Annotated in this window: 17 protein-coding genes; 6 read left to right on the top strand and 11 right to left on the bottom strand. The window is 62.3% G+C overall.

Annotated elements, in window-relative coordinates:
- The 4 genes from QRN04_RS17140 to QRN04_RS17125 form a co-directional block, all read right to left on the bottom strand.
- Positions 1-597: ABC transporter permease (locus QRN04_RS17140; protein WP_284977237.1), on the bottom strand; the 597-nt coding region annotated here is incomplete at its 3' end.
- A complete protein-coding gene (locus tag QRN04_RS17135; protein WP_284977236.1) occupies positions 594-1,457 on the bottom strand; it encodes an ABC transporter ATP-binding protein in 864 nt (287 codons plus the stop codon). The genes QRN04_RS17135 and QRN04_RS17140, both read right to left, overlap by 4 nt.
- Before the next feature lie 215 nt (positions 1,458-1,672).
- Entirely contained in the window at positions 1,673-2,218 is a 546-nt protein-coding gene (locus QRN04_RS17130; protein WP_284977235.1) for a VOC family protein, read from the bottom strand.
- A gap of 63 nt (positions 2,219-2,281) precedes the next feature.
- Positions 2,282-3,643: a M20 family metallopeptidase gene (locus tag QRN04_RS17125; protein ID WP_284977234.1), complete on the bottom strand. Its 1,362-nt coding sequence runs from the start codon at positions 3,641-3,643 to the stop codon at positions 2,282-2,284.
- 215 nt (positions 3,644-3,858) lie between these two features.
- On the opposite strand from QRN04_RS17125, the gene QRN04_RS17120 reads away from it, so the two are divergent.
- The 6 genes from QRN04_RS17120 to QRN04_RS17095 all read left to right on the top strand — a co-directional run bounded on the left by QRN04_RS17120 (position 3,859) and on the right by QRN04_RS17095 (position 7,687).
- On the top strand, positions 3,859-4,815 hold the full coding sequence (locus QRN04_RS17120) for an alpha/beta fold hydrolase (RefSeq protein ID WP_284977233.1): 957 nt from the start codon (positions 3,859-3,861) through the stop codon (positions 4,813-4,815).
- The gene (locus tag QRN04_RS17115) at positions 4,812-5,702 is read left to right on the top strand and encodes an alpha/beta fold hydrolase (protein WP_284977232.1); all 891 of its coding nucleotides are present in this window, start codon (positions 4,812-4,814) and stop codon (positions 5,700-5,702) included. The genes QRN04_RS17120 and QRN04_RS17115 overlap by 4 nt, the downstream gene beginning before the upstream one ends.
- A gap of 634 nt (positions 5,703-6,336) precedes the next feature.
- Complete coding sequence (locus QRN04_RS17110; protein ID WP_284977231.1) at positions 6,337-6,675, top strand: hypothetical protein; 339 nt, start codon at positions 6,337-6,339, stop codon at positions 6,673-6,675.
- A gap of 136 nt (positions 6,676-6,811) precedes the next feature.
- Positions 6,812-7,036 carry a hypothetical protein gene (locus QRN04_RS17105; RefSeq protein ID WP_284977230.1) on the top strand — a complete coding sequence of 75 codons (225 nt, stop codon included), beginning with the start codon at positions 6,812-6,814 and terminating at the stop codon, positions 7,034-7,036.
- A gap of 235 nt (positions 7,037-7,271) precedes the next feature.
- Positions 7,272-7,457, top strand: a complete 186-nt coding sequence (locus QRN04_RS17100) for a hypothetical protein (RefSeq protein WP_284977229.1) — start codon at positions 7,272-7,274, stop codon at positions 7,455-7,457.
- A 2-nt stretch (positions 7,458-7,459) separates the two neighbouring features.
- Entirely contained in the window at positions 7,460-7,687 is a 228-nt protein-coding gene (locus QRN04_RS17095; RefSeq protein ID WP_284977228.1) for a hypothetical protein, read from the top strand.
- Between the two features lie 430 nt (positions 7,688-8,117).
- Here the strand turns inward: QRN04_RS17095 and QRN04_RS17090 are convergent, their stop codons facing one another.
- From QRN04_RS17090 to QRN04_RS17060, 7 genes are all read right to left on the bottom strand, one after another.
- The gene (locus tag QRN04_RS17090) at positions 8,118-8,237 is read right to left on the bottom strand and encodes a recombinase family protein (RefSeq protein WP_284977227.1); all 120 of its coding nucleotides are present in this window, start codon (positions 8,235-8,237) and stop codon (positions 8,118-8,120) included.
- 375 nt (positions 8,238-8,612) lie between these two features.
- A complete protein-coding gene (locus QRN04_RS17085) occupies positions 8,613-8,738 on the bottom strand; it encodes a hypothetical protein (RefSeq protein WP_284977226.1) in 126 nt (41 codons plus the stop codon).
- 197 nt (positions 8,739-8,935) lie between these two features.
- Complete coding sequence (locus QRN04_RS17080) at positions 8,936-9,706, bottom strand: ParA family protein (protein ID WP_284977225.1); 771 nt, start codon at positions 9,704-9,706, stop codon at positions 8,936-8,938.
- Positions 9,707-10,516: 810 nt separating this feature from the next.
- On the bottom strand, positions 10,517-11,560 hold the full coding sequence (locus tag QRN04_RS17075) for a hypothetical protein (protein WP_284977224.1): 1,044 nt from the start codon (positions 11,558-11,560) through the stop codon (positions 10,517-10,519).
- Positions 11,561-12,802: 1,242 nt separating this feature from the next.
- Positions 12,803-14,254 carry a chromosome partitioning protein ParA gene (locus QRN04_RS17070; RefSeq protein WP_284977223.1) on the bottom strand — a complete coding sequence of 484 codons (1,452 nt, stop codon included), beginning with the start codon at positions 14,252-14,254 and terminating at the stop codon, positions 12,803-12,805.
- A 6-nt stretch (positions 14,255-14,260) separates the two neighbouring features.
- A complete protein-coding gene (locus QRN04_RS17065; RefSeq protein ID WP_284977222.1) occupies positions 14,261-14,776 on the bottom strand; it encodes a hypothetical protein in 516 nt (171 codons plus the stop codon).
- Positions 14,773-15,855, bottom strand: a complete 1,083-nt coding sequence (locus QRN04_RS17060; RefSeq protein ID WP_284977221.1) for a CHAP domain-containing protein — start codon at positions 15,853-15,855, stop codon at positions 14,773-14,775. Before QRN04_RS17060 ends, QRN04_RS17065 begins: the two co-directional genes overlap by 4 nt.
- Positions 15,856-15,861 lie beyond the last annotated feature (6 nt).

Raw genomic sequence — 15,861 nt, 5'->3', positions numbered from 1 at the left:
GCAGTTGGCCAGTGAGAGTCGGGCCCCCGTCACCAGGTGCGGGACCGTCGAGGGGAGCACTATCCGAGTCAGAACCTGCCAGCGATTGGCGCCCAGGCTTTCCGCTGCACGCAGGCGCGAGTCAGGAATCGAAGCGACGCCGGCGATGGTGTTGAGGGTCACGATGAAGACGCCTGTGTAGAAGATGAGAACGATCTTCGATGTCTCACCAATTCCGAACCACACGATGGCAAGAGTCACGAAGGCGATAGGCGGGATAAACCGGAAGAACTCGATGAAGGGGTCGAGCATCAGGCGAAGGAGCTTAATCCGGCCCATCAAGATCCCGATTGGTGCACCGACTACGAGCCCAAGCGCCCACCCGATGCCGATTCGACTCAGCGACACGAGAGCGGCCTGCTGGAGTGTCCCATTGCTCGCGAGCTCTACGGCCGCCAGGGCCGTCTCCTCGGGTGAAGCGAAGAGAAGGGGGCCGTATGCCATGGCGCAGAGCTGCCAGAGCGCCACCCCCAACAACAGGGACAGGATCACCAAACCGATTCGCGAGACCCCTCTTACGGAGACTCTTCGCGTCCCCTGGAACACAACGGCGGTCATGCCAGAACCTCCTCGTCGGCGCCCTGCGCCCGCAGCGACTTGCTGACTTCCTTGCTGATTTCCTGCTGGAGGTCCCTGCGCAGCGCGATGGCGGCGGGGTCGTCCAGCTGGCGCGGCCGGGGAAGGTGCACTTCGCGCACCGACTTGATGCCAGCGGCTGGTCCGGCTGTCATGACCACGATACGGTCCGCGAGTCGGATCGCCTCCTCGATGTCGTGGGTGACGAACACCACGGTGCATCCGCGGTCACGCCAGATGCGCTCGATCTCGTTCTGCATGACCTCTCGGGTCTGGGCATCCAAGGCGCCGAAAGGCTCATCCATCAGGACGATGCGAGGCTCGTTCGCGAGGACTCTGGCCACTTGGACGCGTTGCCGCATTCCACCGGAGAGCTGCGAGGGAAGGCGATCCGCCGCGTGCTTCAGACCGACCAGGGCCAGGTACTCCTCGACGAGCTCGGTTTGCCGACTCGTGGGGAGCTTTCTCACCCGCGGGCCGAATGCGATGTTCTCACGCACGCTCAGCCATTCGAACAAGACATCGGTGGACTGGAAGACCATGCCGCGTTCGACGCCCACTTTGTCGGGCGCACGACCGTCCACTGTCACGTCGCCGCTTACCACTGGCACAAAGCCAGCGAGCGTGGAGAGAAGAGTTGACTTGCCGCACCCGCTCGGGCCGAGCAAGCACACAAACTCACCCGGATGAATATCGAGGCTGACATCCTGCACTGCGGTGTAGGAGGAAAAGGCGATCGTCACGTCACGTACTGATGCAGGAGCACCTCTGGATCCCGTGTCGCCACGGGTCGTCGCCGTGGAGGCCGCTGCTGCTGCATTCGGGTTAGCGAAACTGGTCATGGTACTTCCCTTAGTGCTGAAGATCCGTTGGATCATGTCGGCTCCAATTCCGGTTGCCGTTGCTACGCGCGGTGCGCGGGACCCGATCGACAGCCTCGCCAGCTGCCGGTGGTGGGCCGGTTCTGACAAGGCTAGATCGGTGTTGGGGATGTTTTCCCTGATGTTCCGTTCGACGGAACCCCCCCACCCGTTCAAGGGGCGGACTGGCCTCAATCTCATGAGGGGTCGGGGATCCGTCGAACATAGGAGGTGTAGTCCTCTCCGGCCTTGACGACTGCAAGCACCTCTTCGGGGTCAAAGTTGTCACCCACCGGATCCTCGACGAAGGTCTCTGACGTCATGAACTCGATCGCATCCTCGGTCGACATCACGTCCGCGTAGAACTCGCTGCGGTGACCGTCGGGGTCCTCGTAGTACAACGACAGCGAGGGGCCGTGCTTGACGTGCTTGACGGGCTTGATCCCCTCATTGCGCAGACGTTCATACACGTACATCAAGGTAGGGACGTCTTCCCAGGCATATGCCACGTGCCGCACGCCAGGGCGTTTCGCATAGTCAGCCACTGACTGGGCGTTCTCGTCGTCGACGGGTCCGAGGTTGATGAGGGCATGACGGTGGTGTTCGTGATCGAAGGACAGGAAAGCGTGCTTACCGTTGTTCATTCGCACGACATCGCCGAAAACGGTCTCATAGAAGGCGATCATCTCATCGAAGCGATGCGTCCCGTAGACAACGTGCGCGATCTGCGTCGGGTGGGCCATGGTGTTCTCTCTATCTGTTGTGTGTTGGTCGCGGAGCCGTGGCCTGCGTTCGGCCGGCCACGGTCATCCCCCGTCCCCGTTTGACAGGGACCGGATCTCTACGCCCGTCCGCATCGCAGTGTCTAAGGCGATGCGGACGAGCTTTCTCGTGAACCTGACGGCATCGTCGAGGTCTACACAGTTCATGCCGTACTCAAATCCGACCTCGCGGTCGTGCTCGACTACCTTGGGCATACCGACACGCGCCGTCGGGATGCCCGCCCTGCGGAAGAGGTTGGCATCCGTCATGCCGCTGAGTGACCGTTCCGGTTCGTGGGCGCGCCCCTCCAAGGCCTCCCACGCCGCCACGGACGACCGGCTTATCCACGAGTCTTCGCCCGTGTCGGCACCTGGTATCGACAGCACCATCTCTACGTCGACGCGGATGTCGAGTTGTGCCGCAATGCGCTCAACCGCAGTGCGGAGCTCCCGCTCAGCCATCACGGGGGTCATGGCGGGGGGCGTACGCAGGTCCACCCGTACGACGGTGGTCGCAGGGACGAAGGATGGCGTCCGATCCCAACCACCGTCGATTCCACCGACGACACCCTGAGGTGCAGTTCCGCCGCCGGCGTGGGCTGCGCTGTACTGAGGGAACCATTCCTCGAGGGCCTCGACCAGGCGGGCCGCAGACCTGATCGGATTGTCGTAGGGCAGCCTGTGTCGTGCAGCCACGTAGCTGTGCGTACCGTGAACGGTGAGGTTGAACCACGTCACGCCCACTTCCTCCCACGTGACCGCCCAGCCCGGTTTGGCTATGACGGCAACATCGGGCCAGACGCCCTGCTCGATGAGGAACGACGCGCCGACACCGTGGCCGACATTGCGCCGTCCCCCTGCGGAGCGCGCGTTGGCAGGCATCCCACCAGCTCCGAAGGCGATGAGCAGGTCGCCCTCTAGGTGCACGTCAGCCCGGCGGATCGCCTCCGCCGCGGCGAGTATGCACGCCGCGTGGCCCTTCGGATTCGAAGCCCCCAGCCCGGCGAGCAGACCGTCACGAGGCGGATATGCCTTGGTCTTGAGGTCGGTAGTCATCGGTCCCACCACTGGTGAGTCGTATGCCGCGTCACCGGTCGTTACCGTGTCGATTGGCGCATAGAGCATCACCCGACCCCCATTGCGGTTACTGCCACGCAGTCGACCCCAAGCGTTGGCCTGGTCGTCGTCGATGCGCATTAGGTGCCCCTCGACACCCCGCTCGTCCATGAGCTGCACGATGCGCTCGGCGAGGGGAAGCTCCCGCCCTGTAGGGCTGGGCACGTTGACGAACTCGGTGACAAGAGAGGCGATTTGGTCCTGCGTTACAAGGGCCGCCGCCTGGTCAAACGCGTCGCGAATCCGGTCTGGTAGGCCTGCGCCCCAGCTCGGATGGGCTGTCTCACTCACTCTGGTCTCCCCTTGTCGATGATGGTTGATTGTGACCGTCTCATCGACGGAATGGCCGCAAAGTTCTGCCAGACGGACCCTCCTCGGCGCCCCCGGGTCTTCGTCTTCCTTAAATCCTTGAGGCGTCGGGCCACCGGTTCCATCCTCTGGAACTCTGCCACGTCCAGGTGTCCGGTGGGCGTACGATCACTCAAACCTCAGCCTAAGGAGTAGTCATGCCTGGAGTCAGCACAGAACTTGGAGTTGGACAAGAAGAACACGCCGTCGGTGCGGCATCGACACGAGAACCCCAGACCAGCCAAGCTAGCCTCCCGCGGGGGATCTGGGGTTCCCTGCTCGGCACGGACTTCAGCATCACCCACCGCCAGATTGGCAACTGGAACACGCGGGTCCTCGAAATGGGTACGGGTGATGAGCTCCTCATCCTCCTCCCCGGCACAGGCGGTCACCTCGAGGCGTACAGCCGCAACCTCGCGAAGCTCGGCAGCCAGTTCAGGGTGGTGGCGTACGACTGGCCAGGTCACGGGTTCACCAGCCTGGCGCAGGCGGACTTGGAGCTGCCGGCCTATCTTGAGCATCTGGACGGCGTCATCGACTCGTTCGGTGCCGAGTCGGCACACCTCTGCGGTGAGTCCCTCGGCGGCTGGGTCGCGGCGAAGTACGCAGCCGCCCATCCTGAGCGTGTCCGACGGATAGTGCTCAACACGCCGGGCGGGACAATGTCGGCGCCCGACGTGATGGCCCGCATCCGGGACCTCTCGCAAGCGGCTGCCGACGACCCCACCGAGGAGCGGATCCGCAAGCGCTTGGAATGGCTCATGGCCGACCCAGCAAGCGTGACGGATGAGTTGGTTGCGGTCCGCCAGGCGATCTACTCACAGCCGGGGTTCGCCCAATCGATGCGCCACATCCTCTGTCTTCAGGACCCAACGATCCGGCAGCGCAACCTCATCACCGACGACGAGCTCGCGGCGATCCGGGCTGAGACGCTGGTGGTTTGGACCAGTGACGACCCATCAGGTCCGGCCGCTGCGGGCCTGCAGATGGCTGAGCGCATTCCGGCGGCGCGGTTCGCCCTGATCGAGGGGGCCGGCCACTGGCCGCAGTGGGAGCAGAGCGCGGTGTTCAACGAATTGGTCGCAAACTTCCTTCGTGAGGGCTTGTCTCGATGACCATGGTGACACCCCCTGCCCATGAGGAAGCGGAATCGCCGATGACGGCATCCGCGCCCACTGCGAGCAAGACCGAGCGGTTCATCGAGGCTGGCGGGATTCGGATCCGCTACCACGATGTCGGCTCAGGGCCGGTCCTGCTCTGCATCCACGGCGGTGCGCCAGGAGCATTCGGGTGGGGCAACTTCGGCCCGAACATCCCGACTCTCTCCCGGCGCTACCGGATGCTCGTGGTTGACCTGCCGGGGTACGGCGGATCCCAGAAGCACGGCCTACCGGACGGGGACCGTGCCCGCTTGGGGGCCACGGTCTTCGCTGCCCTCCTAAAAGAGCTCGACATTCCGCGCGCCCACGTCGTGGGGCTGGCAACGGGCGGGGCCGTCGCGATGCGGATGGCGATCGACACTCCCGATCTCGTTGACAGGCTCGTCCTCGTCAGCTCAGCCGGCGGCATGCCGCTGATCACGCCCAGCCCTTCCGAAGGATCCAAGCGAATCGGCCGTTACTACGAGGCGCCGGGCCCAACGCTGGAGACCATGCGTGACTACCTGGAAATGATCGTCTTCGACCGTAGCCTCATCACCGACGAAATCGTCGAGGAACGGTACGCGGCCAGCATGGATCCGGAGTTCATCGCGCACGCCCCCGAGGGCAAGGCCACAGCGGTGCACGAGCCCGTGTGGCTGGAAGCGAACCGCATCAAGGCCAGGACCCTCATCGTTTGGGGCCGTAACAACGTTGTCCAGGGTTACGACAACGCCCTCCTCCTCCTGAACCGGATCCCAGACGCCAGGGTGCACGTCTTCGGACGAACGGGACTATGGGTCCCGTTCGAGCGTCGAGAAGAGTTCGAGGCGCTCCTGAACGGATTCTTGGACGCCTCCTGAGCGAGACCTCACCGGTAGACAGCCCGAGTTCCGCCGTGCCTGGCTGCCTACCGGTGATGTTCAAGGTCTTGGAACTAGGACGATATCGCTAAGCTCTCGGGGCAGCCGCCATAATCCGGATCTCAGGAGCTATTCCAAAACGAAGAGAGCATTACGCAGCTGCATTTTCGACTTCCGGCATGTCACTGCGACTAAAAGCACGGGTCAGTGAGCAAACACTGACACTGAGTATCTGGGCCGTCTCCTTCAGAGTCTTTCCCTGTCTGCGAAGCTGCCGGGCGGCCGCCGTATTGGACGGAGTCATGGTTCGAGGGCGGTCGCCGAGACGGCCCCGGGACTTCGCCGCCGCTAAGCCGGCCTTTGTCCGTTCAGACAACCGGGACCGTTCTGTCAGCGGCCAAGTCGGGCTGCCCACTCGCGGTCACGGGGGAAGTCTGCGCTGCGTTGATCGGGAGGCGCGCCCGGGCTTGTAGAGCCGCAGGTCGTCCGCGCCGCAGGCCCATTCCGGTGGCGGACGGTGTGCCTGCGGCGCGGACGATCTACGGCGGGACGAACCCACCGAAAACTCCCCTTCCGCCGCACCGGAAGCACTTCCAAAAGACCAGGACTTTGAACAACCTGAAGGACAAGACCCATGACCACCACCTCCTCCGACCTGGCCCTCACGGTCACTGCCACCGACCGTGGCGCTGGACAGGAAGCTTTCGCGCACCTATCGCGGGGCGAATCCCTGGCCATGATTCCGCCGTTGATCCTCGAACTTTCCGGCAGGATCAGCCGCCGGGCTGTGCTCCTGGAGGCATCATCGATTGACCCGGCCCTAAGCGCCGATGACCTGGCCGCCCTCGCCTGGATCCAGCGGTCCCTGGAAGATGTTGAAGCCACCATCCTTGGACTGTCGGAGGTAAACCGCCGCCGTTCTGCGGCGTTCCAGGGTCCTGCCTCTTCTTCTGCCGGAGACCTGGTTCCCTAGGTTCCGCCGGGGCCCACCGGCCGCCTGGATCAAGGCCCCGGTTGACCCCATGCGGGCGGGCTGGCTGTCCTCCCTTCCATGCCAGGAGCATCTGGCGTGTCCACCGTACTGATCACCGCCCTGAGAGTAAGGAATCATGACCATGCACACAGCACCCAATTGTCTCGTCGTAGCCGTTCACACCCGAAGGGAACTGGACGCCGCCCTGGATGAAGCGGTGGATCTCCTGAAGCCGGCGGCGAGGACCGGACACGTCGGCATCTCGGTGACACGGCTCGCCCCGGGACGCTATGAAGCGCGTCTGGACGCCGACATCCCCCCAGGCATGACCATCGAAAGATGGGGAAGCGGGCCGCGGTGAGCGAGGGGCATCGGGGTTTCTCCGCTGCGCCGCCCGGCATCGGGTTTAATATGGTCTGCCCTGCTGCCCGCGAGGCCGGCTGCTCGCTACGTGCGGCGGCAGTCGAGGCAGCGCCGCGGAGAAACGGGTTGAAGGAGTCGCTGACGGAATGCGAAATCAACACCTTCCTCTCCCTGGCCCGCGGCCACCGCATCGCTGTCAGAGATCACGAAACCGGGCATTGTGGCGCGGGTGGGTGGACCTGCCCTTTCCCGACCACGGATTCGTCTGGGTCATCAACGACTGCGGCGAACGGAATTTGCTCGATATTAGCGTGCACACCATCTGGCGGCCGGATAAGTCGGGAGCCTGCGCCAGCGTCCGCCGGGAAGCCGGCAACGGCACCGGGCAGCGCCGCGGCACACGCGTCAGCCCATCCTGACCATGCTCATCTGCGAAGGGTCCCTTTTCATCGAAGCCACTGATCCTCGCTTCATCGACGAGGATCTGAACACGGCAGTAGACGCGGCAATCCAGCACGCCCTGGGCCTGTACGGCATTCTGGTAACCCGCACCGGGAACCCGACTTTCACCGTCGCCGTAAGCGCCAAAGTCCCCTACGGGCAGACCCTGGAAGAGGACTCGCCCGCCGGGGTTCCAGCGACCGTGTGAAACTCCCTACCGGAGCCGCAGGGGAAGTGGACAGACACAAAGGCCCGCCATGCAGGGGCCGCCCGCGGGTTGCGGTAATGCGTTCATTATGGGCCGCCACGCTCAGGATGATCTCCGCTGAGTTCCTCAGGAGTCTTTCCTTCCTTCACCGCCACAGTACTCGCTGCAATGATGGCGGGGGTGAAGCCGTGAATTCCGCGCTACACCGGCGAGTCCCTGGGTAGGTTCCTGAATACGCCTACAGCCCTCGAGCGACAGGCCCAGGCCGCAGGCGCAGTCCTTCCTGGCACCGGCCCTAGCGAAGAGAATTGCTGTGGTACGGCACCGATTACCCTGGCCGCCAGCGGGTACTGCACGTGGCCATACCGTGCAGAATGAATGAAATCCTATTGGCCGCCGGTGGGCAGTTTCGATTGGCCGCCAACACCGTTCATACTCCGGCCAAGGAGGCGAACATGTCGAAGATGAGCTTTCCATGGGCGCTGGTGGTGTCGAGCCACGGTTCGGCGAGAGAACGGAACCCTATCCCCCGCTGTCCTAGTACGGTCACAATGTCGGCCAAGTCAGCGGTACTGCGGCCCAACCTGGTTAGATCAGCAACCTTGCGGCCCGGATGAGCTTGTCGATCCGGTGGGCACGGCGTTGTTCGAGTGCGTCATCGACGGCGGTGAGGAAGATCTGCTCGGGGGTGAGCTGGTCATTGGCCCCGTCGGTGATCAGTTCCTCGAACCGTACAGCCAGGTGCGCAAGGTCCGGAATTTCTCGTGGTCCTCGCTGGTAAACATCAGCCCTGGCCTCCCTGTCCGCCGCGCCGGTAATGGTCGGCCGCCCTGGAGGTCGGGTGCAGGCGGCTTCGGAAAAGATGACTCTTGGTGCAGTGGACTATTGGGCAAATGCAGCTTCAAATAATTACGTCAAGACATAATTATTTTTCGAGGCGGTCCCTGACTGCCTCATCCAGAAAGTCGATGATCGAAAGTCCGTGCTCGGCCACATAGTCATCCATCTCATCTCTGAGTTCGATTTCGATCTTTGAGGAGAAGGGTTCCATCCGCCGTTTGCTTCGAGGACGGCCCGGCCCGGGCCGCCTGTTTGACGATGCTCGAGGAGCAACCTCTAGCGGTTCAGGTGACGGTGCACGCGCAGGTTCAGTAGACAGCGCTTGTCTGCTGTCGCTTCGGGAGGTCAGAACATCGACTACGTCCGCAGCGGGTGCCTTGCGGATTGCTGATTTTCTCTCTACTGGCATCAGTTGGCTCCATCGATAAAGCGAGCATGCTCGACGAACTTTTCAGTCATGATTACAGCTCCTCTGCTGTTGAGCTTTGTAAGAGGCGCTCTTGAGCTGACAGAGTCCTGCATGGCGGTCCTGAGCGGAAGGTGAGGACTCCTTACGTCCTGGCCATAGGCAGCCTCCAGTTCGCCGATTTGGAAGGCATGCTCCCCTGTCAGGGGCGAACTGGTCTTGTTGATGATGATTCCTATGAACTCAAGTGCCGGATTCAGGTGCGGCAACGACTGCACTTTCTTCACTGTCTCCAAGAATTCCGTGACGCCTTTCACCGAGAAGGCCGCGGGCTCCGTTATGGCAAGGACTCGATCAGCCCAAATAAGGCCATTGAGCGTAAGGCGCCCCAGTGCGGGAGGAAGATCCAGAAGAATGTGATCGTATGCCATCAATTCCTCAGCGCCCCAGGCGGCTGTCTTCAACCGCAACTCTGGTGTCATGAGGCTTTCCGATTCCAGCCGCGCAAGCGATTCGGAGCTCGGGATGAGATCGATGCCAGGCCAAGAGGTCTCCGTGATGGCCTGGCCCAAAGTGCCGGCCTCTCCCCCATACAACACGTCGAAAACGTCGAACTCACCGGAGCCTTCAAGTGCTTCGGTGACGTTAGCCTGAGGATCCAGATCAATCACCAGCACTTTTTTGCCGATCAACTTCAGACCAGTGGCAAGACCCAGTGTCACAGAGGTCTTACCAACTCCGCCCTTTCGGTTCCCTATCGCAGTTACTTTCACAAGTTACCTCAATTGTAATTAATAAATCCGCCTGCCTGCCCATCTATCAATCTGTCAATCAATCTATCTTTATGTCATGACGTATTATTAGTGCCTGGCCGGGATACACCCGCCCCGGGACGCAAACTGGACATCTGTCTATCAATCTATCTGTCGATCTTTACGTCATGACGTATTTATCTCGGCGCGTCGCCCCATAAAAACGCTACAGGGGGTTTCCGCGATCCAACGCCTGGTTCGGGGAGGCCGATGGGGGAACTACCCTTGGCGTCACACGGGTACCAGTGGATCCCCAGAGAGAAGTCCGGGGGAGTGCCCGGACTTCCAGGCACTGCATGAACGCACCTTTTAGCGGCCACTGGCCGTATCAGAAGGTGATAAATATGTCTGGATTTATTTTGAATGCCGCTAGCTTCAAGAAGGCTGAGGGCACGCCCCTGTACTCTGTGGCACCGAGACTCAAAGGACCACTGCGTGATGATGACGTCTTCATAGAGGGCGGTTTCTAACAAACGTCGCAACACCAACAGAAAGTGATGTTGTTTGATGCGTAGCGCCGCCATGCCAGCAACAGTAAAGCTCCACGCGAATAAATACGTCAAGATTGATTCTTTCCGCACACTGCTTTGATCGACTGCGGAGTTCACGGCACGCGGCAAAGGACTAAGAGAACATGAGGTCGCTGTCCATAAGGCAGACTCCTCAGCGGGCGGCAGTCAATAAGGTTCACGCTTGATCGTGAAGATCCTCGTCCACTCGCTTGCCGGCCTTCACCGCAATGCAGCCCTAAATCTTTCCTGTCATTCCGCCTCAAGCTGCATGCCAAATTGCAGCATCGTCGGGTGGTAGCCAGTACTCGTCCCGTTCTGGATCAAACAGGTCAGTCTCTTTGACCTTGGGAGTAAGAAACCGGTCTAGATAGGCGTGCCAGGCAGCGCGTTCGTTTCGGTTACGGCTGATCTGGTCAAGATAGTCATCCATGACACCGAGTCGCGTCGCCAGCATGCGTAAGTTGACTGTGGTGGTCTTCCACGTGTGTCCCTGGCGTTGGACCATACCCAGGGTTTCCATCTCTGCCAACGCGGCCGAGCATGCATTCCGGCTGACACCGGTGGCCCGCACGAGGTCCGCAGTTCTGGGGAAATGGCGGCCGCGTTCGATGGCTTCGTACACCAGTGCTGCTGCATCCCCGAGTGCCCGAAAAACAGGCCGGATGGCATGAATTTTTCCTTTTTGCCAGGTTAGTTCGCGAGCTAATTGTTGGTACTGCTCGGGGAGTTGGATAAGGTACACGTCGGCAGCTTTGTGGCGTGCGTCCACGATTTTGGTCAGGATTCCATCAGAAACAGCAGCCAGGATGGGCAGAAGCCGCGCAATGGTGACGTGGTGTTTTCCCATCGCCACAGCCAAACTTCGACATCCAACATCGAGGACATCAGTTTCCTTGGCTCGCATATAGCCCAGCAATCCACGAATGAGCAAGCGAAGGCTGAGGCCTTGCCGGCCTTTGGCTTGTAGCCGGTGGTCGAGGACAGCGTAGAGGATATTTTCCAAATCATTTACAAGCTGGTGTATGCCAGCGCTGCTGAGTTTCCCCGCCCCCCCAGTGGTTAAAGTTGGGCTTGTGTTGTTAATAGGGGCACTCTTCTTCCGGTGACTACGGGGGAGTCGTTTCTGCAGGACTTGGTTTGCGGCGGTGAGGGACTGGGCTTTGGTCCACTCATAAGGCAGGAGTCGAGCTTGGCGTTGGGGGGTTCCATATAGCGCAGCCAGTCCGGGGAATTGGCCGGTGAGTTCGTTCTCGACGTCTTGTAGGGACCAGCCGCAGGCGCTGAAGTGATTCAATACAGCCATACGAGCCTCGGAGGGGCTCTTGTACGTGGCTGTGTCGTACAGACCGGTTCGGGCGACCTTGCGCAGTGGCGCTTCACTACCAGCGTTTAGCGGTAGTATCGGCAGAATCCCGGTTCGCTGTCCGGCAGCAGTCTTGGCAGCACGGGCCTTGAGTGCGCGTCTCCGGGTTAGCTCGGGAGCCAGCGCGGACCGAAGCTCTATCAGCGCAGAGGCTGGGTTGCGGCGGCGCAAGATGTCGTAGGCCTGGGAAAGCGGAGTGATTAGGATTTGGTGTCCGCCGGTCTTGTGCACCGATCCAGGGACACGGATACATCCATCCGTGATGTTTTGGTGCGGACTCGGGTCCAGGCTCGTCGCCGTCAGTGCGAGTGCTTCGACGAGTTCCCTGGCTTCAGCGGCACTCAAACGATCTCGCAGGGGGACGTAAAGGTGGCGGCCGCCACTAGGGGAAAAGTCCTCAACAAAAAACATTCCGCACGCCGATAACAACCGACCCACCCGGGCAGTATCCGCGTCAACCACACCCTTCAGGGCTTTGGACGTGTCAAAGTCCAAGCACAAAGTGGCAACACTGCCATCCGGGCCATGCACCATTACCGCCGCAGGACGTTCCGGTAGTACCCGGGTGATTTTCAGTGGGTTGCTCGGCCGGGGGTACTGAAAGCGCGAGCCAATCCAACGACCAAATCGGTAAGAAGGGGTGCCAGCAATCATTGGAGCAAGGCTCCATGCATCTTCTGACTTCGCATACGGCGCGACACCCACAAGGGCATGCGTTGACGCCGATACCGGTTCCGGTACCATAGTGTGCAGTAGTTCCTTTCGAGGTAACACAAATGGCACCCACGGAGTGGGTGTTGTAAAAGTTCAGATCGTGTCCCGCGAAGAACTGAATCTGGACTTCAGACTTGTTGAAGGCCCGCCTAGTGCGGGCCTTCAACATTTAAGAGGCGATACGGCCGATAGGCAGTTCCCCCTGGCCGGCAACGAATGTCATATCGATGGCGGCGAGCTTTTCAGCAACGGCATGTGCGATGAACTCACTAGCCGACTGTCCTTGGTGATCTGCGACAGCGAACAACTTCTCTGCGTCTGCAACGGGGAGCCGGGTAGTCAGAACATGACGGTCCCCTTTAGAAGGGCGTCCTCCGCGTGTGCGTTTCTGAATTGCCATGTCCCTCACGTTAGTTTCTGAAACGCTGAGGACTGAACATAAGAATCGGCGTGTCGGTTTCATGTCTTTCAGAAACCTTTTGCGACGGCGGCGGCTGCGGTGAGCCATGCGCGTTGGGTGGCGGGTTGGAGGGCGTCGTAGCGGATGGGTCCGTTGACCAGGGCGGGGTCGTAGGGGATGCGGACGACGGCGCGTACGTGCGGGGTGAAGGCTTCGGCGATCCTTTGGGCTTCGTCTTTGGCGCGTTTGAGCGCGTCGCCGCTCATGCTTCGTTTGGCGTCGGTGGATTCGGAGACTATGACCACGGCGTTGCGGGCCAGTTCGGCGTCGTGGCCGCCGCGGGATTCGAGGGTTTGGAGGGTCAGGCGGGCGGCCTCGGCGCGGTCTTCGATGGCTGTCACGGGGACGACGAGCTGGTTGGTGTGGTGGATCATGCGGCGCCAGTTGGCTGCGCGGGCGGTGTTGCCGGAGTCCATGATGATGAGCCGGTAGTAGCGGGTGAGTACCTGGTGGGCGATGTCTACTTCTTCGGCGGTGACTTCGTGGTCGCCTTCGTCGTTTTCGTCTGAGCGCAGGACGTCGAACTTGTCGCCGGTCTGGTGGTGGACGAAGCGGGCGATCTCGGCTGCCTGGGCGCTGGGGGAGAGCAGTGTCTGGGAGGAGTCGATGAGGTCCAGGACGCTGTTGTCGTGGCCGCCCTTTTCGGTGCGCCAGCCGAGGGTGCCTTGTGATTCGTTGTTGTCCCATGCAACGGTCGCGGCGCCGCTGTAGCGGGCCAGGATCGCGCTGAGCATGACGACGGTGGGGGTCTTGTTCGCGCCGCCCTTGCGGTTGACGACGGCCACGGTGCGGGGGCCGGGCCAGTGCTGGCTGACGGTGCGGATGTCGTCGCGTTCAGCCAGCTCTTCGGTTGAGGGGTCCATGCGGAAGCCGAGGCGGCTGAGGGCGCCGCGCCAGCCGCGCGTGGCTGGCTGCAGTACGGGGGCGCTGACGAGGAAGGAAGTGTCTTTGAGGCTGCGCCGGGCAGCAGGCTCAGCGACCGCTTCCCTGGAGGCTATGGCGGGCTTCTGGGCGGGCACGGCCGTGACAGCGGCACCAAAGGTCACCGGCGCAGCGGCGGTGGGCTGTGTAGGCGTTTTCTCGATCGCGGTGGCGTCGGGAATCTGAGTGGACGTGGGCGCGGTCAGAACCTTGGCCGGCCCGGGTGACGGGGCGGCCGTGACGGGCGGAGTCTCCTGCTCTCTTCGGGCGGTGGGTTTAGTTGGGGTTGCTTCGCTGACGACGCCGTCGGGGGAGACGATGATGAGGCCCCGGCCGTCGGGGTCGGTGGTGCTGACGCGGACGGGGCGGCCGAGCTGGGCGGCGGTTTCGGTGATGAGGCGCAGGGCATCGTTTAGGACGGCGGCTTCGTTGTCGGCCTCGATCGCGTGGGAGGTGCCGTTGATGGTGACTTCGCCGGTGCCGTTGGTGCGGAGAACGGCGTTGATCTTGGGGAAGTCGAGTGCTTGGGTTTCCATCATCTGTCCTTACTTTGTGCCGTTCGGGGGTGTGAAGCGGTTGACCTGCCAGGGCTTGTCGGCGGCGCTGCGGAGCAGCTGCACGTCGTAGTCGCCGGCATCGGTGGGGAACACGACGTGGCAGCCGAAGCCGTTGGTCTCATCGATCTTGAGTTGGCCGGGTCCGGTGACCTTGGTGACCGGGATGTTGGCGGGGTCAACGTATTGGTAGTCGGCGGTGGCTTGGGCGGTGAGGACCTGGCCGAGGTCCTGGATCCATTCCTTGTCCGTGACGGTGGGGCGGGCGTAGAGGGCCATGGCTTTGGTCGCGGTGTCCAGTGCTGCTGTTTTGCTGGCCTCGTCCCAGGCGATGCCGAGGGTGGCCGGGGCGGTGCCGCCGGGGGCCTGGGGTTTGCCGCCTGCGCTGAGCGTGGCCCCTGCGGCCGTGGCGGTGCTGGGTGCTGGTTCGGCGGGTGTGGTGCTGGCTGCCGGCGCGCACGCGGTACACAGGAGCAGGGCCGTGAGGGCTGTCAGGGTGCGTTTCATGGTTCCTCCGGTGTGTTGCTGCCGGGCAGGTAGAGAAAGGCACTGGGCATGCCGTTCGGTACGGTGCGGGTGTAGTAGGTGTGGTCGTTCGGGGCGGGGTTGCCGTTGTAACCCTCTTCAAGGAAACTGCCGTCACCGTTGACGGCTTTGACAATTCCGACGTGGCCGTAAGTGCCGTCAGCGCCTCCGGTACCGGGGGAGTACCAGACAACAGCACCGACACGGGGTGTTTTGCCGGTGGGCCAGCCTTTGGCGTCCCAGCCGTCCTTCCAGGTCAGGGCGGATCCGAGGAGGGCACCGTCTGGCCGGAAGGTGCCGTTCAGGGCCTTGTAGGGGGCGGTCGTGCTGCCGAGCTGCTGGTTGACGCGCCAGAGGGCGAAGTCAACGCATTCGCGGTTGAACATGCCCAACGGGGATGCCTGGTAGATCTGGGAGGTGCGCCACGGCAGGTCATCGCCTTTGCCGGACTGACCCGGGATGCCGCAGGAGCTTGTGCCCCCGGCGTCGGTGATGGCCACATCGCCCAGGGCGGCCACGACCTCGACGGCACCGGCCCAGTAGGTCTGGTAGTGGAACGGGTCGGCGTTGCGCTGGACCCTGTGGGCGGCCGTGGTGGGTTCGAGCTGTTCCCAGCCGTTGATGGTCTGCAGAGCCTTGAAGAAGTTGGTGGCGGAGGCGGTGGGGTTCATGCGGTCCTGGTAGGTTCCCCAGGATCCGTTATCGCGCTGCTGGAACAGGCCCCGGGAGTCCGGGCCGGGACCGTCACCGTGGTCCAGGACGCGCAGCCCGGACTCTCCCATGGCCGTCATGACGCCGATGGTTTGCCCCCGGACTGACAAGCCGAGGGATTTGCCGGCGTTGATGATCAGGGCCGCGTTCTTCAGTTGCTCTCCCTCGTAGCCGGCGATGGCTACTTTGGGCAGCTGGTTCGCGTCAACGCCGACGCCGGGCCCGGTCGGTGAGCAGACATCGGCCGCGGCCTGGGAGCCGCCGCCGAACAGGATGAGGGAAAGCACGAGCCCGATGGGGGCAAGGACGGCACCGGCAGCCAGCACGGGCGCGTTGTGTCTTGACTGCATGTGTCC

The organism is Arthrobacter sp. efr-133-TYG-104, from assembly GCF_030208915.1.
Taxonomy (GTDB): Bacteria; Actinomycetota; Actinomycetes; order Actinomycetales; family Micrococcaceae; genus Arthrobacter.
The sequence above is the reverse complement of the archived record's forward strand: the minus strand, read 5'-3'. Positions and strand labels throughout refer to the sequence as shown.